Origin of the sequence: Microbacterium sp. ZW T5_56 (assembly GCF_044987425.1) — a bacterium.
Classification (GTDB): Bacteria; Actinomycetota; Actinomycetes; order Actinomycetales; family Microbacteriaceae; genus Microbacterium.
Genome location: NZ_JBJDRI010000020.1, coordinates 51,630 through 72,365, shown reverse-complemented (window position 1 = coordinate 72,365; position 20,736 = coordinate 51,630). Strand labels below are relative to the sequence as shown.

The 20,736-nt window shown below is 66.8% G+C and carries 13 protein-coding genes; 7 read left to right on the top strand and 6 right to left on the bottom strand.

What is annotated here, in order from left to right; genetic code table 11:
* The 6 genes from ACI3KU_RS11265 to ACI3KU_RS11240 form a co-directional block, all read right to left on the bottom strand.
* The coding region (locus tag ACI3KU_RS11265; RefSeq protein WP_404922406.1) for a VaFE repeat-containing surface-anchored protein at positions 1-1,542 on the bottom strand (1,542 nt) is incomplete at its 3' end.
* A gap of 377 nt (positions 1,543-1,919) precedes the next feature.
* Positions 1,920-8,558, bottom strand: a complete 6,639-nt coding sequence (locus tag ACI3KU_RS11260) for a DUF6923 family protein (protein ID WP_404922405.1) — start codon at positions 8,556-8,558, stop codon at positions 1,920-1,922.
* A 406-nt stretch (positions 8,559-8,964) separates the two neighbouring features.
* A complete protein-coding gene (locus tag ACI3KU_RS11255) occupies positions 8,965-10,869 on the bottom strand; it encodes a hypothetical protein (RefSeq protein WP_404922404.1) in 1,905 nt (634 codons plus the stop codon).
* 33 nt (positions 10,870-10,902) lie between these two features.
* Positions 10,903-12,705 (bottom strand): HSP90 family protein, encoded by a 1,803-nt coding sequence (locus ACI3KU_RS11250; RefSeq protein WP_404922403.1) that lies wholly within the window; start codon positions 12,703-12,705, stop codon positions 10,903-10,905.
* The gene (locus ACI3KU_RS11245; protein WP_404922402.1) at positions 12,702-13,187 is read right to left on the bottom strand and encodes a YbjN domain-containing protein; all 486 of its coding nucleotides are present in this window, start codon (positions 13,185-13,187) and stop codon (positions 12,702-12,704) included. The genes ACI3KU_RS11250 and ACI3KU_RS11245 overlap by 4 nt, the downstream gene beginning before the upstream one ends.
* Before the next feature lie 104 nt (positions 13,188-13,291).
* Positions 13,292-14,734 (bottom strand): amino acid permease, encoded by a 1,443-nt coding sequence (locus ACI3KU_RS11240; protein ID WP_404922401.1) that lies wholly within the window; start codon positions 14,732-14,734, stop codon positions 13,292-13,294.
* 225 nt (positions 14,735-14,959) lie between these two features.
* On the opposite strand from ACI3KU_RS11240, the gene ACI3KU_RS11235 reads away from it, so the two are divergent.
* The 7 genes from ACI3KU_RS11235 (at position 14,960) to ACI3KU_RS11205 (ending at position 20,683) form a co-directional block, all read left to right on the top strand.
* Positions 14,960-15,262, top strand: a complete 303-nt coding sequence (locus tag ACI3KU_RS11235) for a helix-turn-helix domain-containing protein (RefSeq protein WP_404922400.1) — start codon at positions 14,960-14,962, stop codon at positions 15,260-15,262.
* On the top strand, positions 15,255-15,407 hold the full coding sequence (locus tag ACI3KU_RS11230; RefSeq protein ID WP_404922399.1) for a hypothetical protein: 153 nt from the start codon (positions 15,255-15,257) through the stop codon (positions 15,405-15,407). The genes ACI3KU_RS11235 and ACI3KU_RS11230 overlap by 8 nt, the downstream gene beginning before the upstream one ends.
* Before the next feature lie 154 nt (positions 15,408-15,561).
* A complete protein-coding gene (locus ACI3KU_RS11225; protein ID WP_404922398.1) occupies positions 15,562-17,133 on the top strand; it encodes an ABC transporter substrate-binding protein in 1,572 nt (523 codons plus the stop codon).
* A 127-nt stretch (positions 17,134-17,260) separates the two neighbouring features.
* Positions 17,261-18,223 (top strand): ABC transporter permease, encoded by a 963-nt coding sequence (locus ACI3KU_RS11220; protein ID WP_404922397.1) that lies wholly within the window; start codon positions 17,261-17,263, stop codon positions 18,221-18,223.
* Positions 18,220-19,068, top strand: a complete 849-nt coding sequence (locus ACI3KU_RS11215) for an ABC transporter permease (protein ID WP_404922396.1) — start codon at positions 18,220-18,222, stop codon at positions 19,066-19,068. The genes ACI3KU_RS11220 and ACI3KU_RS11215 overlap by 4 nt, the downstream gene beginning before the upstream one ends.
* Positions 19,065-19,859 carry an ABC transporter ATP-binding protein gene (locus tag ACI3KU_RS11210; protein ID WP_404922395.1) on the top strand — a complete coding sequence of 265 codons (795 nt, stop codon included), beginning with the start codon at positions 19,065-19,067 and terminating at the stop codon, positions 19,857-19,859. The genes ACI3KU_RS11215 and ACI3KU_RS11210 overlap by 4 nt, the downstream gene beginning before the upstream one ends.
* Complete coding sequence (locus ACI3KU_RS11205) at positions 19,856-20,683, top strand: ATP-binding cassette domain-containing protein (protein ID WP_404922394.1); 828 nt, start codon at positions 19,856-19,858, stop codon at positions 20,681-20,683. The genes ACI3KU_RS11210 and ACI3KU_RS11205 overlap by 4 nt, the downstream gene beginning before the upstream one ends.
* Positions 20,684-20,736: the final 53 nt, after the last annotated feature.

Here is a 20,736-nt window from a genome sequence, read left to right as displayed (position 1 = left end):
GACCAGAGGCTGGTCATCAACCGTCACCGTCTGAGCAGCATCGTTCAAGTCCTTGTGCTCCGCCACCGGAGTGGCCAGATCCGCGGACTCGAACAGCGTCTCGTACGCCACCAACACCTCACCGGCATGACCGGTAGGAACCGTGAACGTCACCGTCGTCGTGCCAATCGGCAAAGTCGGCGTGAACGTCGCCGACGCCGTAATGCCCGTCGCCGAACCATCCGACTTCAACACCAGCTCACCCGTGACCGTGTACTCCACACCCGGAGTCAGATTCTGGTACGCGATCGTGTCTACGACAGTCCCGCCATCCCACGCAAGAACGTGGTCACCATCAACCGAATCCACCAGCGTCGTACCAATTGCCGGGACCAAAGGCTGGTCATCAACCGTCACCGTCTGAGCAGCATCGTTCAAGTCCTTGTGCTCCGCCACCGGAGTAGCCAGATCCGCAGACTCGAACAGCGTCTCGTACGCCACCAACACCTCACCGGCAAAACCAGCAGGAACCGTGAACGTCACCGTCGTGGTCCCGTCCGCCGCGGTCGGCGTGAACGTGGTCGTCCCCGTGATACCCGTCGCGGTGCCGTCGCCCTTGAGCATCAGCTCACCGGTCACGGTGTACTCCACACCGGGCGTGAGGTTCTGGTACGCGATCGTGTCGATCACCGTGCCACCATTCCAACCCAGCACATGATCGTCGTCAGCCGAGTCCACCAGCGTCGTACCGATCGCCGGCTGCGGTACGGCATTCCAGGTTGCACCCGCGGACGCGGTCGTCGTTGCGTTTGATCCGGCAACCAGGATCATGGTCTGTGCGTGACTTCCGCTAGTGGGAGTCCCGCCGGACGTCGTGGGTACGGAAATGACCCACCCCGTGCCACTCGCGCCAACCGCAGAAGCAGTAATCGTTGCGGAACCCGCAGCGGAGACGGCACGTGCGTCCAGGTAGAGCACCTGCCCGTCAGTCACGTTTGCAGGGTCTACCGCGTTTCCGCTTGCATCCACAATCGCGAGCCCGGACGTGGTGGCAACGCTCACCACGGCCTGGTTTGTGTGCACCACGAACGGGCCGACAAGCGACTCAGCCTGCTGACCTGCAGGCGGTGCATCGACGGAGACAGCAACTGATGCCGGAGCTGGGGGAGCCGTAGCGGTATCCGCATTGGATCCCGCAATCAAGTACGCAACGACCGCCCGCCCGTTCGGCGTCGAATCCGTGTAGTCGGCGATGTCGTACGTGAGCTCGGTCCAGCGCCAAATCACCTGCTGCGTAGCTTCGATCGCGTCGTCCTGGCTCAGGTTCGTCACACCCGCGGCGGTTGCGAGGTCATCAAGACTCACCGAAGGCCAGGAGTGTGCAAGCACCCACATGACCTTTGCTTGCACCTGCGGATTGCTGGCGAAGTAGTTAGTCCCAAGGAAGCTGGAGAAGTCCCCCAACTCCGCGGTTGTCAAAGTCTTCGCCGAGACGAAGTGCTCGATGCAGTACGACCAGTAATCCGGGTTCCCAGGATTGGCGGGGTCGGTCGGCTGGGTCAAATAGACCTCATGTACGGGCGTACCGGCCGGGCCAGCGACGCCACCTATCCACACTTGGTCGCCAGCCTGCGGCTCGGCCGCGCTCGCCATTTGTGGGGCGACAATTCCCAGCGTCACCAGACCGACGGCCGCAAGGGCACCGCCAATCCTGCTCCGCAATCGTGACCTTCGGGTGTTCACAGATGTCCCCTTCTATTTTCTCCACGAGTAAGAGAGCGGTCGCTCGGGTACGACCGCTGTCTCCATTATTGGAGGGTAGGACCGCGACCGTTGCTTCATGACAGAGGCTAGCGAGATGACCCCTGAATTGGGGTCATCTCGTTGCTCGGATCCAACGAGATGGGGCCCGCCGTTCCCGCGGGCCCCATCTCGTTGGATTAGTTCTTCCGACCGCCCCCGGCGAGGATTCGCCGCCGCGCAATCAGAACACCGGCACCCGCCACCAACAGCATGAGTGCAGCAGCTGCACCGCCGAGCGGGAGGTCAGACCCGGTGCTCGGCAGCGGGCGGGGCTTCACCGAGTAGGTCGGCTGCACCGGGCCCGTCGGCGAGACGGTTCCGGTCGGCTCCGGCGTCGTCGTGGGGGTCGGGGTCGGGGTGACCGGCGGGACCTCGTGCTCTGTGCACAGCCCCGGGACACAGGTGGGCGGCGTTCCGGTCTGCGCGACGACGTTCACCAGCGTGCGGTTGCCGAGGTCGGCCTCGTCCTTCACTGTGACCGTGTAGGTCACCGTGTAGGTCGCGCCGGACGGGATCGTGCCCGTGACCCGCAGGGTGTCGCCGGAGACGACAGCCGTGAGGTCGTCGCTCGAGACAGTCGGGCCACCGGTCAGCGTCGCGTCATCAAGGACGTCGGTGAGCGTGTCGGTCGCGTCGATCGCGGCCGGGTCGGCGTCGGCGTTCTGCGACGTGTTCTCGAAAGTCACCGTGTAGGTGATGTCCTGTCCGGACGTCACTTCGGTGCCCGTCTCCGGGTCGCTGGTCTTGGACGTGACCACGCTGTTGATCGGGTTCACCGTGCAGTCCGCGTTACCGGGCTCGCAGGTGGCGGGAGGCGTCGCGCCCGCGTCGACCAGGAAGTTGTCGAGTCGGTCGTTGCCGCGCTCGCCATCCTCCTTGACGGTCACCTGGTAGGTCACCGTCACGGTCTCACCCGGGGCCAGCTCACCGGTCACGGTGAAGCGACCATCCGCGATGCTCGACACCGTCAGCGCGTCGGACGATGCCGCAGGCTGTTCAGTCACGGTGGCGTCATCCAGCACGCTGCCGAGCACGTCGTCGCGGTTGACCGTGACGGGTGCCTCACCGGCGTTGGTGAACGTCAGCGTGTAGGTGAGCACGCGGCCCGCCTGGACCGTGGTGCCGGACGCAGGGTCGACGCTCTTCTCGTCGACCAGCTCACCTACCGGGTGTTCCGTGCACGAGGTGCCGACATCACCGCACTGCGGATCGGTGTTGTCGGAGTCGGCCACGATGTTCTGCAACAGGTTGTCGCCGCGCTCGCCGTCGGCCTTGACCGTCACCGTGTACTCCACGGTCACGATCTGCCCCGCAGCGAGCGTGCCCGTGACGCGAACCAGTCCGTCGGCACCGCTCGTCGCCATCAGCACAGGGTCGCTCGTGACGGGAGCAGAGGTGAGATCGGCGTCGTCGAGGACTCCAGCCAGGTGGTCGGTGAAGTCCACGGTGCCCGCGCCCTCGCCCGAGTTCGTGAACGTCAGCGTGTACGTGACCTCTTCACCGGCTCGCACCGCGGTCTCCGTCACCGGTGCGGCCGACTTGGCGACGGACACATTCGGCAGCGGCGTGGTGGTGCAGTTCTGGTCGCTCGCCACGCACTCCGCGGGCGGCGTCTGGCCGGCCGGCACCAGGAAGTTGTTCGCGACGTTGTTGCCGCGCGCATCCGGGGCTTTGACGGTGACCTCGTAGGTCACCGTCACCGTCTGACCGCTGGCGAGCGTACCCATCACCGTGAACGCGTCACCACTCACCGCAGATGCCGTCAGTACAGCATCCGATGCCACCGGCGCGGCCGTGAGGTCCCCGTCGTCCAGCACGTCGGCCAGGTGGTCCGTGTGGTCCACCGCCATCGCGGTCTCGCCCTGGTTGTCGAACGTCAGGGTGTAGGTGAGGACCGTGCCCTCCTCGATGGGGGAGGCGGAAGCGGACACCGCCTTCGACGTCACGAGCATGCCGATCGGCGTGAGCGTGCAGTCCGGACGTTCCACGTTGGTGGGCGCGCAGACCGGGTCGGTCGGGGCCGTGGGCGGATCGGTCGGGTCATTCCTCAGCAGGAAGTTCGCCGCCAGATCATCACCGCGCTGGCCGTCGGCCTTGGTGGTCACCTCGTAGGTGACGGTCAGGGTCTCGCCGACCGGCACCGAGCCGGTGATCGCGATCTGGTCGCCCGTGCGGACTGCTGTCAGCCCGGCATCTGCACTGGGTTCCAAGGTCACGTCGGCGTCGTCCAGGATGTGGGTGAGGAAGTCGATCTCGTCCACGGTGGCAGAGGCGGCACCCGTGTTCTCGAAGAACAGGGTGTAGGTGAGCACCGTGCCTGCCAGAACCGGGGTCGAGTCCGACGAGACGCTCTTCCACGAGGCGAGCTCGGGAACGGGGTTCTCGGTGCAGCTCACGCCGGCGTCGCCGCACTGCGGGTCCACCAGGGACGCGGGTGCCAGCACGTTGCCGAGGAGGTTGTTGCCCCGCTCGCCATCCGGCCTCACCGTGACCATGTAGGTCACCGTGACCGTCTGGGCGCCCGCCAGCGTTCCCGTGATGTGCAGCGTGTCATCGGCGTTGAGCACTGCGCTCAGAGCCGGGTCGCTCACCGCGGGACCACCGCTGAGGTCGGCGTCGTCGAACACACCGAACAGGTTGTCGATGTAGTCGACGCTGCCGTCGCCCTGGCCCTCGTTGCTGAAGGTCAGCGTGTACGTGACGTCCTGGCCAGCGACCACCGCCGTGCCCGACTCCGGGTTCGAGGCCTTCGTGGCCACGATCACCGGAAGCGGGGTGCTGGTGCACTGGTCAGAACCGGCCACACACTCGGTCGGAGGCGTTGCCCCCGGTGCGACGAGGAAGTTGTTCGCGGCGTTGTTGCCGCGAACCGACTCAGCGTTCACCGTCACCACATACGTGATGTGCGCCGTGGCACCGGCAGCGAGATCGCCGCCGAGTGCGAGACGGTCACCCGTCGGACCCGACACCGTCACCGACGCCGTGTCCGACGTCGCCGCACCGGTCAGCGTGGCGTCATCCAGCACGTCCGTCAGAACATCCACGCGAGACACGGCCATCGACGTCTCACCGGTGTTCACGATCGTGATCGTGTACGTCAGCTCCGTACCCGCAACCACCGGAGTCGCCGATGCACTGACAGCCTTCGAATAGGTGAGCGCACCGATCGGCGTGCTCGTGCAATCGGGAAGCTGGGCGTTCGTGGGGGTGCACGTGGGGTCAATCGGGGCCGTCGGCGGATCGTTCGGGTCGTTCTTCACGAGGAAGTTCGCCGACAGGTCGTCGCCGCGGTCGCCGTCAGCCTCGACCGTCACCTTGTACGTCACCGTCAACGTCTGGCCCGCAGGCACTGAGCCGGTGATCGCGACCTCGTCACCCGTGCGCACGGCGGTGAGCCCGGCGTCTGCGGTCGGCTCGGCGCTCACATCAGCGTCGTCCAGCACGTGGGTGAGGAAGTCGATCGAGTCAACGCTCGCTGCGGCTGCTCCGTCGTTGCGGAAGTTGAGCGTGTAGGTCAGCACCGATCCCGCCACAGCAGGTGTGTCGGAAGAAGAGACGCTCTTCCACTGCACGAGCTCCGACACCGGGTTCTCGGTGCAGAAGACGCCCGTGTCGCCACACTGCGGGTCCACCGCGGAGGCAGGTGCCAGCACGTTACCGAGGAGGTTGTTGCCGCGCTCGCCGTCCGGCTTCACCGTCACGGTGTAGGTCACCGTGACGTTCTGGTCTGCTGCGAGCGGGCCCGTGACGTCGAGCGTGTCGTCTGCGTTGAGCGTCGCCGTCAGCGCCGGGTCACTCACCGTCGGCCCCTCCGTGACGTCCGCGTCGTCGAGCACCCCGAACAGGTTGTCGACGTAGTTGACGCTGCCGGTACCCTCGCCCTCGTTGCTGAAGGTCAGCGTGTACGTCACGTCCTGACCGGCGACGACCGTCTCACCCGACGCGGGGTTGGATGCCTTGGCGGCCACGATGGCGGGCAGAGGCGTGCTCGTGCACTGCTGGGTGCTGGCGTCACACGTCGTGGGCGGGGTTCCTCCGGGCGTGACTAGGTAGTTGTCGGCCCGGTTGTTGCCACGCTGGTTCTCGGGGTTCACCACCACCGTGTACGTCACGTGCACGGACGCTCCGGCGGCAAGCGTGCCCCCGAGCAGCAGCCGATCGGGCGTCGGGTTCGACACGGTGACCGATCCGTTGTCCACGGCGGGCGCCGTCGACAGGCTGGCATCGTCCAGCACATCCGTCAGAACGTCTTCGCGGGACACCGTCATGGGCGTCTGGCCCGTGTTCGTGATTGTGATCGTGTACTCGAGCGAGGTTCCGGTCACCACCGGCGTCGCCAATGTCGTCACGGCCTTCGAGTACGTGATCGCACCGATCGGCGTGCTCGTGCAGTCCGGCAACTGGGCGTTCGTCGGCGTGCAGGCCGGGTCCGCCGGCGCCGTCGGCGGGTTAGTCGGGTCGTTCTTCACGAGGAAGTTCGCGGACAGATCATCGCCGCGCGAGCCATCGGCCTTGACCGTCACCTCGTACGTCACCGTCAGCGTCTGACCCGCAGGTACCGTACCGGTGATCGAGATCTGGTCGCCCGTGCGCGTTGCACTGAGCCCGGTGTCTGCGGTCGGCTCGGCGGTCACATCAGCGTCATCCAACACGTGGGTGAGGAGGTCGATCGAATCGACGATGGCAGCAGCCCCGCCATCGTTGCGGAAGGAGAGCGTGTAGGTCAGCACGGAACCTGCAACCGCGGGGCTCGCGGAGGAGGTCACGCTCTTCCACTGCACGAGAGACGCCGTTGCGGGAATCTGGACGGAGCCACACGCTGCGCTTCCGGGTGCCACCTGAGAGGCGGGCACACACGCCGTGTTGTTCAGCACCTGGTTTCCCGTACCGAGGTAGATGATCGAATAGCTGACAGTCACAGATCCGGAAGCCGCGAGTGCACCCGTCCAGTCGAGCGAAGTCCCGAAGCTGGTGATGGATCCGGTGCTCGCGCTCGCCGAAAGCAGGGTCGCGTCGTCGATCACATCACTCAGGTCGTCCGTGAACGTCGCGGGTGCGCCGGCGGTGTATGCCCCCGGGCCCTCGTTGGTCACGACCACCGTGTACGTGACCGGCATGCCCACCAGCGGAAGCACTCCGGTGTTCGCCGTCTTCGTGATGCTCAGACGCGGCAGCAGGTACTCGATCTCAGCACAGGCTTCACCCGTGGTGGGGTCGGAGCCATTCACCGGCGGATCACATGCGGGGGCCTGCGGGTTCGCCGGGTCGGTGGGCACCCAGGCGACGTTGCGGACAACGCCGTCGCCGCCCGGCGTGAGGGACACGGTATAGGTGATGGTGACACTCACTGTCGCGGCCAGTGCACCGGTCCACGAGAGGCGCGGCGCGGTGTAGTCGATGGCTCCCGGCCGGTTCGCGCTCGCGTTCACCACATCGAATGTGGCGTCGTCGAGTACGCCCGAGAGGTCGTCGAAGACGACGGCGGGGTTCGCCGCGGTGAAGTCGCCGTTACCCACGTTGGTCGCCGTGACTGTATAGGTCACGGTGTCCCCGACGCGTGTGTCTGCGGTGGCCGTGGAGGTCTTGGTGACGGCGAGCTCACCCGTGCCGACGGTGCAGACCTGCTCCGTTGCAGAGTCGTTCGTCGCGCTGGGGTCGGCCTCGTTGCCCAGGACGCTGGCGACGTTGTCGAAGCAGACACCGATGCCGACCGCGGGATCGACGGTTCCCGAGATCACGAAGTCGGTCGATTCACCGGCTGTCAGAGCACCGCCCGTACAGGTCACGGTGGATCCGGTAACGGAACAGCCGGTCGGCACCTGTGGATTGGTGAGCTGCGAGGGAAGGGCGTCGGAGATTGTGAAGCCGCTGGAGTTGGCGCCCACGCTCTCGTTGGTCACCGTCAGGGTGTACGACACCTGCCCGCCGGGCGACACCGTGTCGCTCGCGGCCGTCTTCGTGATCCCCAGATCCACGGGAAGACCCGCCCACGCGGCACCGTCGTTGTTCGTCGATGATGGCCCGCTGTGGGTGCTGACCACCGTGAATGTGGGCGAGGCCCCACCGGGGCTGCCAATTCGCAGCTGGGTAACGGTGCCCGAGTTGTTCTCGGAGAGACCCACGTTGCCGTTTCCGTACACCCATTGCGCACCGAAGGCGAAGCCGGTGAGCTGCGGCAGGGGGTAAGAGGTCACGCCGCCGCTGACGGGGTTCATCCGGTAGATCGTCGATCCGCCGGCGTTGGCGAAGACGCCCCAGACGAAGCCGTTGAGGTAGAAGATGTCGGAGAGGTTCGGCACGACCTGGCTCAGCGTCACGTTGGTGGCGGTCAGGGTGTCGACGTTGATGACGCGAAGCGAGTTGCCCTGCGCCTGGTGACGAACGTAGTACTTGTCCGCATCGGCACCCGAGCCAAACGTGCCCTGGTTGTACGAGGCCCCGTTGGGATCGTTGTACAGCCCGGGGACGAGTCCCAGGGTCGTGACCTGACCCTCCTGCCCGATGCGCACCAGACGGTTCTGGGTGGTCGCGTTCACCTCGAGGCCGTAGAGGTAGCCGTTGCTCGCGCGGAAGCCGAGCGAGTTGTAGGTCAGCGTCGACGGCCCACCTACCGGTACGAAGTCAGATCCGGTGCCGGTCTGCACCGACTCGTAGAGCCCGGTCGGGTTTCCCTGTCCGATCCAGACGGCCGGGGTGCTGAGGTCGAAGGGATCCCCTGGCGCGGCGGATGCAGCGGGCGCGGTGGCGAGGAAAGAAGCCGAGAACGCACTCGCCACCAGGGCGGCGACGGTGGCCAGTGCGGCAAACCGATGCCGTGGTCCGGAGCTCTGCCGCGGCCCACTCGAGCTGGAGCGTGACGAGGAGGTCCGGGAACCTCGCTTCGCGCTGTTCCGTTCGGTCGCCTGAACTTCACTGTCGTGACGCATCGTCGCCTCTTTCCCGCCGCTGACGGGTCGGACTGTCAGGGCGCACTCTGATGCCGCCGCTGGGACGAATGTGGGGATGCTGGGTACGCCCTGCACGTTGGCTGTGAGCACACGGTATTGACGCACATGAGAACTCTTCAATGTGCACGTTGCCAATGACCCCAATATTGGGGTCATTGGCACCTCCGTCAGCGGCCGACGTTAGTCGACTCGCCGCGCGGCGCACGTCAGCTGCGGCACCTGGTACGGCACCGAGTCAGTTGCCGCCGAGTTCTCGAAGCACGTCGTCCGCATCTCCGTGGCGCCCCGCCCCGCGAAGCGCCTCGACGAGCGCGGCACCGACGACGGAACGCTGGTGCCCGGAGGAGGCGTCGAAGGCGAGACGCATCACATCGGGGGTATCGGCGGCACCCACCGATTCGCGGATGCGCGCAGCCAGCCACAGCGCATCGGCGGCCGCGTCCGCGCGCCCCGTGTCGCGGTGCAGTTCGGCCGCACGGAGGGCGAGGTCGAAGGCCAGGTCAGCATCGTCACCGGCGATCAGTCGCGCTCGAGTCTCGGAAATCACCGCGAGTGCGCTGACACGACGATGTGCTCGGCGAGCGCGCAGCCGCTCATCCGGCACGTCCTCATCGTTCGCCACGGCGAGGAGTTCGTGGATGCGAGCGGCGGCGGTCGCCACATCAGCCGTGTCGTCGCGATCCGCGGCGACCGGAGCCCACGCCTCGATTACCTGCACGGTCAGCTCCGGTTCGACTCCCGCCGCGATCAGCCGCGCGACCGACTCGCCGTAGGCGCGGTGGGAGGCAGCGGGGTCGCGGAGGAGGTCGGCACTTCGGCCCAGCTCCGCATAGGCGAAACCGGCATCAGCCAGCGCGCCAGCGGCATCGGCGAGAACGGCGGCGCGACCATAGGCTGCCGCTGCGGCGGTGAGGTCGGTCGAGACGACCGCCTCTGCCGCGGCGAGGGCCTGCTCCCAGGTCTCCGCTGCGGATTCATCGGTCAGCGCGCCGCCGTGATCCTCGGCCGTCGGCGCGGGAGCCTCCGCCGAGACGGGGGCGGGAACCGCGACACGGAACTCCAGCGGCTGCGGCGGAAGCGGACGCTCGATGTCGGCGAGGGTGCGCGCGCGCAGTCGATCCCCGCCGGCACGCGCGCCGAACGCGTCGGCCAGTTCGAGGGCCCGCTCGCGCGTCCAGTCGGCGAGTTCCGAGACGGTGGCCGCAGGCACCACCCGCAGGCGAAGCGGCGCGTCGAGTCCCGCGCGCACCAGCGCGCTCGTTCCCGCAGCAACGGACGTGAGAAAGGAGAGATGAAGCCACCCCGTGATCCCTCCGAGCAGGTAGTCCTGGTCCTCCTCGATGGCTGCTACCGCCAGCTCGAGTGCGCCGCCACGGCCGAGGGTCCAGATACGGCGACCGCGGGCCATCGTGAGGTGCGCGGACTGCCGCGGCAGGGCCGCCTCGAAGTCGCGGTACAGGCGCGCGGCACCCACCGCGTCACCGACCTCCAGCAGCGCCTGCGCGTGCAGCGAGTACATGTCGGCGGGGTCTGTGCTGCAGCGCCGATCCGGTGCTCCGGGCGCGCTCGCGAGCGTCACGGTTTCCGCGAAGCGGCCGTCGCGCGCGAACACCATCGCCACGCGCGTACGCTCGCAGAACTCGCAGTCCGCCGTGGTGCGCGGCGTGTGCCGCCACTCCTCGAACCGTGCCTCCACGTCATCCGACTCGGAGCGAATCGCCCAGCGCAGCCGCTCGTATGCCGCGGCATCCGCCGCGAGTCCCGCGACGGCGGCGAGCTCTGTCATGTCGTCCAACAGGGGAAGGATCTGCGCGGCCGAGACCGAGGGATCGTCCTGCACACCGCCGACCACCCAGTTCATCGCGGCGAAGAACGCCTCGCGATCCCACTGGTCGAATCGTTCGGGGTGCTCGGCCCACAGTCGGCGTAGTCGCGAGAAGACCACCAGGGCGCGCGCGGTGTCTCCGGCGAAGAAGTGCGCCTCCACGAGGCAGATCAGAACGTACGCCTCCGCATCCTGGAGCGCGTCCCGGTCCACCTCATCCAGCAGCCGCACCATGGTCTCGGTGCGCGCCGGGCCGTACGGCATGTGGTCGGCGCTCTGCGCGGCGGCGAGGATGTCATCGATATCGCGGGTCACGGTTCTTCTCCGATTCGGGTTCGGGAGCGGTGCTTACGGCGCTTCGTCGGGTGCGGCGCCGAGGCCCGCTGTGAGGAGCACATTGAGGGAGTCGTTGAGCTGGGCGGCTTCCGCGGCACGGAGCACCTCGCCCGAGCGCATCACGGCCGACAGGTGGATGGTTCGCACGCCGGCGCGAAACACCTCGCCGCGTTCGGCGCTCAACAGCCGGCGCACCAGCGGGTTGGCGTCGTTGAGCACCAGTTGTCGTGAGGCGGTCGGTCGCGCGAAGGCTGCCAGCACATCGCCCCAGGCGGCATCCGCCAGCTTCCGCTCTGCAGCGAGGTCGCGCTGATGCTCGGCCTCCGCGTCACGCAGCAGCACGGCAGCGGTGTCCTCGGGGAGGAACGTGCGGATGAGGACGTCCACGTCGGCATCGGCGAGCACGGCCTGTGCCGCAGCGACCCCGTCGAGGGTGGCGAGTTCTCGGGACGGATCGAGCGGTGCCAGCGCGCGAACGAGGTCTTCCACGCGCAGCTGCCGCACGCGCCATCCGGATCGGCCGCTGAGGCGCGCGAGCACGTCCGCGTCGTAGACGTAGCCGGCATTCACCACCACGAGCCCCTGAGCCCGGGCGACGTCGGCCACGCGACGGAAGGCCTCTGTCGTGGGCGCGTAGAGGATCTCGCCGCTGCGCTCCCCCACCTCGCTGAGCGTGAGCTCGCCGTCGGTGGTCTGGTACGGCAAGGTCCGTGCGACGAGATCCAGCATCTCGTCGTCGCCCGCGGCGAGTGCTCGCAAGGAGAGATGGTGGGTTCGCAGGAACCGACCGCGGAAGGCGGTGTCCTCCGACAGCGCCGTCGTCGCCCACGCGCGCAGTTCGACGGCAAGGCGCTCCTGCGCGGTGACAAGAACCTCGTCGGTATGCAGCTGCTCTCGCGAGGCAGTCGGGTTCAGACCGTCGGCGTTCACGACGGCACGAACGAAGAATGCCCAGTCCGGCAGAAGTCCGTCCACGCGGTCGCCCAGCAGCATCCGCTTCACATACACGCGGTGTCGTGCGCCGGTGGGGGCGACAGCGGCGGGAAGCACGAAGGCGACCCCGGTGAGGCCGACCTCCGGCACGTTCAGGTCGATCACGCCGAGGGGCGTGAAGCCGAACAGGCTCTCGCCGTACCGCAGCAGCGCCTGTTCCCGCGCCCGAGGTGTCGGGTGTTCCTCCTGCCATGGCAGGTGATCGCGGGAGATCCGACGCGGCAGAACCGTGTTACCCACGGGAACGTCCACGCTGATGTCGACGGGCAGCAGCTCGCCGTACTCGGTGGCGAGAGCGGTCACCGTATCGGTGGACATCCAGTGCGCGGCCTCCGCACGAGCGATCAGGCGCACGCGGGTGCCGATCGGCACGTCGCCGATATCGGCCGGGTCCTCTTCGATCTCGAACGTGCCGTCATCCCGGCCACGCCAGCGCACCGGCGGACTGCCGGAGGCGGAGCGGGAGATCACCTCGATGGTCTCGGCCACCATGAACGCCGCGAGCATGCCGATCCCGAAGCGACCGATGTAGTCCGTTCGCCCCGTCAGCTCGTCACGCTTGGAACTGCGTCCGATCGTGGCGAGGAGCTCATCCGCCTCCTCGGCAGACAGCCCCACGCCCGTGTCGATCACCTCGAGGGTGTCGCCACGGGCGATCAGGCGGATCGATGCGGGGGCCTCCGCGTCTTGTGCTCGCCGCGCATGCACGGCATCGACGCCGTTCTGCAGCAGCTCACGCAGATAGACACGGGGGCCGGAATACAGGTGGCGCGCCAGCAGGTCGACCATGCCGCGCAGGTCGACTGCGAACGCGCGACTCATTCGTCGTTGAACGCCGCGATGGCCGCTGCGGCCTCGGCAGGGTACTGCTCGTCGAGGAAGCCGAACGCGCTGAGGGTCGAGCCGATCGCGGTGGCGAAGTGAACGTCGAGCTGGTCGTCGGTGACGCCCTTCTCGTAATCCACGCCGTGCATGGCAAAGACGCTCAGGTCGCCGTCGTCGTCGATCATGACGGACAGGCGAGGGAACAGTCGCTCGGTGTTGACCTGGTTGACGAGTCGGAGGACGTTGCCGTACTGGTCCGGGTTCACGGTGCGGTTCCAGCGAGCGCGCACCTGCAGGATCTCCTTGTCCTGGCCCATCAGGAAGAAGTAGAACAGGTGCCCGTCCCACCATCCGCCGACATCGCCATCCCCGTCGATGCTGTAGTGCATGCTGCCCGCATCGAGCACCGCGGTGATTCGGTCACGGCTCAGCGGTGCGAGTGCTCCGGCACTACCGGTGGACTTGTCGAAGAAACCCATGCAATACCCCTCAGTATCGTGGCCCCGAGCGTCGTGCGGGGAGATGAGTCCACCTTACGGTGAGCGTCCGACATCATGACAGTGCTCTCATCCAGTTCTCCGGTTCACGCCTCCGGGTCGGGTGTGCGCAGGTAGGTCATGTGTGCGGCATGACGCTCGAGGTGACGCGGCGAACGACGCACGAACAACCACGCCACCACCAGAACCACGAACCAGATGGGCGTGACCAGGAGCGCGGTGAGGGTGTCCGGCTGCGTCGTGAGCGCCCACAGGATGAACAGGAAGAACGCCAGCACGACGAACACCATGGCCTGTCCGCCCGGCATCCGATACGTCGACCGGGCGGCGACCTCCGGGCGCTTGCGGCGGTACGTCAGATAGCTCAGCAGGAACATGGTCCATACGAACATGAAGCACACCGCTGACACGGTGGTGACCATGTCGAAGGCCTTCCCGATGTCATCGCCCGCGTACAGCAGCACCACGCCCGCGAGCAGCAGGATGCAGGACAGGAAGAGGGCGTTCTGGGGCACACGCCGACGGGACAGCCGGGCGAACATACCGGGCGCGTCGCCGTCCTGTGCGAGGCCGAACACCATGCGCGACGTGGAGTAGATGCCCGAGTTCGCGCTGGACATCGCCGAGGTGAGCACCACCAGGTTGACGATCACGGCGGCGGCACCGAGTCCTGCCAGCAGGAACATGCCGATGAACGGGCTACTGCCCGCCTCGTACTCGGTCCAGGGCGTTACCGACATCAGGATGATGAGCGCGCCGACATAGAACAGCATCACGCGCACGGGGATGGCGTTGATGGCCTTGGGGAGGTTGCGCATCGGATTCTTGGTCTCGGCGGCCGCTGTGCCCACCAGCTCGATGCCCACGAAGGCGAACACCGCGATCTGGAATCCGGCGACAAAGCCCATGAAGCCGTTCGGGAAGAAGCCGCCGTGACTCCAGAGGTTGGCGAAGGATGCGGTGCCCGCGTCCGACTGGAAGCTGCTGAAGATCATCACCAGCCCGGTGAGGATGAGCGCCACAATGGCCACGATCTTGATGAGCGCGAACCAGAACTCGACCTCGCCGAACGCCGCCACCGACGGCAGGTTGAGCAGCAGGAGCACCACGATGACAAGCAGTCCGGGGATCCAGAGCGGAATGTCGGGGACCAGCACTCGGACATAGCCCGCGATCGCGATGACGTCGGCGACACCTGTCACCACCCAGCAGAACCAATACGTCCATCCGGTGAAGAAGCTCGCCCACGGTCCCAAGAGGTCCCCGGCGAAGTCGCTGAAGGAGCGGTACTTCAAATTCGACAGCAGCAGTTCCCCCATCGCCCGCATGACGAAGAACAGCATGAAGCCGATGATCATGTAGACGAAGATCACCGACGGACCCGCGACGGAGATGGTCTTGCCGCTGCCCATGAACAGGCCGGTGCCGATCGCCCCGCCGATCGCGAGCAGCTGGATGTGGCGGTTGCTCAGCGCTCGCTGGAGTCGGGGTTCGCCCCCGTCGGTGATGTCGTCAGCCGAGGTGTTCATCGCGTCCTCCCCCTGTGGAATGGAGCAATCGTAGCGGCGGCACCGCGTCGCGCCGCGGGTTCTCCACCGCCCCTGGCGTGAGGGTTCTCTCACCCGTGCGACTCATGCGCAGGTGCCGCCGCGGGGCTCAGATGTATCTAGCCATGTATCTAGATAGCTCTATAAGATAGCGCTATCTAGATACAAAACGGGATAGATCAAATAACGGTTGATCTCAGGAGGATCATGACCACTCCGCTCCCCATCGCCCGAGCTCTGCGAACGCTGGGTCACAACGTCGCCACGCAGCGAAAGCTGCTGGGCCTTACGGCCAAGATGGTCGCCGAACGTGCAGGCACGACTCCGGCCACGCTCAGCAAGCTGGAGAACGGCGACGGCACCTCACTGGAGATCACGTTGCGCGTCCTGCGCGTGCTGGGACTCATGGACGGGGTCGTCGGGGCGACCGACCCCTACGCCACGGAACGCGGTCGTCTCCTCGCCGACGAGAAGCTGCCACAACGAGTCCGGGTGCGTACCGATGGCTGATGTGGTCGAGGTGACCACGGTGATCTTGGGCACAGAGGTTCGGGCCGGACGCATCTATCGCACTCGCGCGTCCGGTGCCTTCGAGTACGACACCGACTATCTTCGTGATCGCTCGGCGCCGATGGCCACAGCGTCAACATCATGAGGTCCCGCATCGACGCCGCAGTGGCCCAACTCGCCTGACCAGGGAATAGGGACAGCGTTCGAGGCGCTGACACACGCGGAAACAGGATGTGCGATGTATGCACGCGCATGCCTAACCTCAGTGGACCCACCCTCGAAACCCTGGAGCTACACCCATGTCTCGTCGCAGAATCGCATCGACCCTCGCCCTCGTCGCGGCCGCCGGATTGATGCTGAGCGCGTGCGCACCCGCGGGCAACCCCTCCGAGGCCACCGGCGACGACTCGACGGCGTCGGCGAGCACCGGCGGTGCGCTGACCTATGTGATCTCCTCGGATCCCACCTCCACCAACCCGATCAACCTCAACGATCGCTGGGGTCTGACCTTCGCCAACATCGTCTACTCGCCCCTCGCGCGCGTGGAGGGCGACGGCACGGTCGTCAACGAGCTGGCTGACAGCATCACCCCCGCCGAGGACGGTCTCTCGGTGACCGTGAAGCTGAAGTCGGGCCTGAAGTGGTCCGATGGCGAGCCGCTCACGGCCGAAGACGTCGTGTTCACCTACACGGAGAAGGCGAAGAAGGAGAACGGCAACGCCGATCTGCTGTGGGTGGGCGACAAGCCGATCACGGCCGAGGCGACCGACGACACCACGGTGGTCTTCCACCTGCCGTCGATCAGCTCCGCGGCGCTGTCCAACATCGCCACCGAGACGTACATCATCCCGAAGCACGTCTACGGCGGGATCACCGACTTCTCGACGTCCGACCTCGACCCGGCCGCTGTCGGATCGGGCCCGTACCAACTGGCCGAGTACAAGCGCGGTGAGTACCTGCGCTTCGAGCCGAACCCCAACTACGCCGGTGACGCGCCGCAGGTCACCGACCTCACGCTGCGCATCGTCAGCAACGCCGACACCGTGAAGACCGCGCTGCAGACCGGCGAGGTGGACGCCTCCTTCGTCACGGCCGCTCAGGTCGAGGAGTTCGAGGGAACCGATGTCACGGTGCACCCGTACGCCGAGGGTCGCGTCGCCTACCTCGGCGTGATCGCCGCGAAGGTCCCGGACGTGAAGGTCCGTCAGGCGCTGTTCTACGCGCTGGACAAGAAGCAGATCGACGACGGCGCCTTCCTCAGCACCGACTACTACGAGCCGGCGTACTCGATCCTTCCCCCGAGCAACCCCTTCGCCACGGAGGACGTGGAGAAGTACGAGACCGACCTGAAGAAGGCGCAGACGCTGCTGGCCGGCGCAACCCCGACAATCACTCTCGGCTACACCGCGGGTGACCCGGCGCAGGAGACCGAGGCGACGCTGATCCAGGAGCAGGCCGGCAAGGCGGGCATCACCGTAGAGCTGCAGGCCGTCGACCCGTCCGCGCTGTACGCCGACATTGAGAAGGGCGCGGACTCCTCGTTCGACGTGTTCCTCGGCGGCTACATCATGGGTAACGACCCCGACGCGTACTCGGCGCTGTTCCGCACCGGCGCTTCGGCGAACTACTTCGCCTATTCCAACCCGGCCGTCGACACGCTGTTCGACCAGGGTGCTGCCGAGCTCGACCAGACCAAGCGCACGGCGATCTACGCCGATCTGCAGAAGACCATCGCGGATGACGCCGTGTTCTACCCGCTGGCCGACAACCTGAAGATCCTCGCCACCGGCCCGCGCGTCGGCGGTGTGGACGAGGCCGTCCTCGTCCCGATCTACACCTTCGAGCACTGGGAGAAGCTGACCGTCAAGTAACGTCGGTTTCAGCCCCACCACACCCCGCGAGACTTCGATATGTGGGCGAGAATCAGCGCGTTGCGCGGATTCTCGCCCACAGAGGGAAGTCTCGCGGGGTAGCCCGCTTCTGAGAGAGGATCGCCGGATGCTCCGCTACGTGCTGCGACGCATGGCGCAGCTCGTACCGATGCTCGTGATCATCACGCTCATCGTGTTCGTGCTCATCCACCTCGCGCCGTACGACGTGATCGACGCGATCACCACGCCGTCCATGTCGGATGAGACCAAGCAGCTCATGCGCGAGAAGTTCGGCCTCGATCAGCCGATGATCGTGCAGTACGGGCTGTGGCTGTGGAACGCCGTGCGCGGCGATCTCGGCTTCTCCCTCGTCAGCCGTCATTCGGTGGCCGCCGACCTCGCCGAGCGCATCCCCAACACGCTCTCCCTCATCGGCCCCGCCTACCTCACCGCCTTCATCCTCGCGATCGTCCTCGGACTGATCGGCGGATCACGCCGCGGCGGACGCCTCGACAAGGTGATCGACGGCATCTGCTCGGTGGCGATCGCCACACCCACGTTCTGGTTCGCCCTGCTCGTGATCTACCTCTTCGGCTACCAGTTGCGCTTGTTCCCGATCCTCGGCATGCACTCGGTGGGCAAGCAGGGCGATCCCAGCGACTTCCTCGCGCACTTCGCGATGCCCTACCTCGTTCTCGTCGTGGCGCTCTTTCCCGACCTCACCCGCTACGTCCGCGCATCGACCATCGCGCAGTTCGACGACGACTACGTGCTCGTGCAGCGCGCCTATGGGGCCGGTCGTGGGTTCATCCTCTCCCGCCACGTCAGCCGCAACGTGCTGCTGCCGATCATCACTCAGCTGGGACTGGCACTTCCCACCCTGGTGACGGGTGCGATCGTGACGGAGAGCATCTTCGGCTGGCCCGGCATCGGGCAGTACATCCTCACCTCGTCGGCCGCGCTCGATTACCCGGTCATCCTCGCCGTGGTGCTCGTCTCAGCCGTACTCACCGTGGTCGGCAACCTCATCGCCGACGTGCTGTACGCTGCGGCCGATCCGCGCATCCGGCTCACTCAGGGGGCGAAATGACGACCGTCCGCTCTGCCGATGCCACCGTCTGGCGTCGCTTCCTCCAGCGCCGGGGATCCGTGACCGCGCTCATCGTGATCCTCGTGATCGCGCTGGCGTGCGCCCTCTCCCCACTGTTCGGCCTCGACGGCACCACCTCCGACATGTCCGACCGCTGGGCGGCCCCGAGCCTCGCCCATCTGCTCGGCACGGACAACCTCGGACGCGACTATCTGGCCCGTGTACTCAGCGGCGGCGGCATCTCGCTGTTCGTCGGCTTCTCCTCCGCCCTGGCCGCCACCGTGATCGGAATGATCGCGGGTCTGGCCGCCGGCTTCTTCGGCGGCATCGTCGACGACCTGCTGATGCGACTGGTGGACCTCCTCTCGGCCATCCCGTGGATGCTCCTGGTGATCGTCGCGAGCGTGTTCTTCCGCCCGGGGCTGTGGACGATGGTGCTGATCATCGGCACGCTGTCGTGGATGACCACGGCGCGACTCGTGCGAGCCGAGACCCTGTCGGTGCGCGAGCGAACGTTCGTGGGATATGCGTCCTTCATCGGTGTGCGCTCGCCGCTGGTGATCGTGCGCCATGTGCTGCCCGCCGTGGTGCCCACGATCATCGTCGCCGCGACCGCGACGATCTCGGGCGCGATCCTCACCGAGTCCGCGTTGAGCTTCCTCGGCCTCGGCATCCAGGCTCCGCTGGCATCGTGGGGATCCCTCCTCACCACCGCGCAGGGGTCGCTGCAGAAGGCGCCACTGCTGGCGGTGGTTCCGGGCCTGCTGATCGCCACCACGGTGTTCTGCGTGAACGTCGTGGGCAACGGCATCCGCGCCGCCGTCACCCGGGAGGATGAGCGATGACCGATCCGATCCTGCAGATCCGCGGCCTGAACGTCGACATCTTGCCGCCGCGCGCCGATCGCATCTCAATCCTCCGAGACGTGGATCTCACCATCGAACGCGGCACCGTGATGGGCGTGGTCGGCGAGTCCGGTTCAGGCAAGACCATGCTGCTGCGGGCGCTGATGTCGATCCTGCCGCAGCGCGCAGAGCGCCGCTGGGACAGCTGCCTGGTGGACGGTGTCGACCTCACCGCACCGAAACCCGCACGCCCGGCGATGGCGATGGTCTTCCAGGACCCGCTCACCTCCTTCAACCCTTTGCGTCGCATCGGCGGACACCTGCGCGAGATCGTGCGACGCTTCACCGCCCTCCGCGGATCCGCGGCGGAACAGGCGTGCATCGCCGCGCTGACGGACGTGGGCATCCCGGATCCGGCGCGAGTGATGCGCAGCTTCCCGCACGAGTTGTCGGGTGGCATGCGCCAGCGGGCGATGATCGCGATGGCGCTGCTCGCCGAACCCGAGCTCCTGGTCGCGGATGAGCCGACCACCGCGCTGGATGCCACCGTGCAGGCGCAGATCCTCGCGCTGATTCACCGCCTGCAGGCGCAGCGACACCTCAGCGTGCTGATCGTCACGCACGATCTGGGCGTGGTGGCGGCACTGTGTGACCAGGTCACGGTGATGAAAGACGGCGAAATCGTCGAGACTGGCGCCGTGAACGACGTGTTCTCGGCTCCGAAGCACCCGTACACACGTTCGCTGCTGGCAGCCTCACCCGGTGCCGCGACGAGGGAGGCGACGTCATGACCGAGCCCCTGGTGCGCGTGAGCGGCGTCGTGAAGGACTTCACGATCCGTGAGCGCGGGCGCAAGTACACGGTGCGCGCCGTCGACGATGTAAGCCTGGACATCCATCGTGGCGAGACACTCGCGCTCGTGGGTGAATCGGGCTCGGGAAAGTCGACGCTGGGACGACTCATCCTGCAACTCGAGGCTCCGACCTCCGGCTCGATCCGCTTCGACGGGCAGGAGCTGGTGGGCGTCGGTCGGGTGCAGCGTCGTGCGGCGCAGCGCTCGATGCAGGTGATCTTCCAGGACCCGTACTCGTCGCTGAACCCGGTGCGTTCGGCCCTGCTCCAGGTGGCGGAGCCGGTGAGCGTGCTGTCACCAGAGAAGGATGCTGCCGCTGTGGCGACGGCCGCGCTCGCGCAGGTCGGGATCACGGGCGATGCCGTGCACCGGCTCCCCCGCTCCTTCAGCGGCGGCCAGCGCCAGCGCATCGCCATCGCACGAGCCATCGCGGTGGCGCCGGCGTTGATCGTCGCCGACGAACCGGTATCGGCGCTCGACGTGCAGGTGCAGGCCCAGGTGACCGGCCTGCTGCGCGATCTGCAGCGGGAGCTCGGTCTGACCTATCTCTTCATCTCGCACGACCTCGCGGTGGTCCGAGAGATCGCCACACGTGTCGCGGTGATGTATCACGGCCAGGTGGTCGAGGAAGGCCCCACCGCCGAGATCTTCGACCAGCCGCAGCACCCCTACACGCGCAAGCTACTGGACGCGGTGCTGGTCGCCGATCCCGCCATCGCCCGCGCCCGCCTCCGCCAGATCAGCGACGCCGCCGGGGCCTGAGCGCGCTCGGCAACCGGCCTCCACCGCGACGGCGGACGCTGCATCCGCGACGG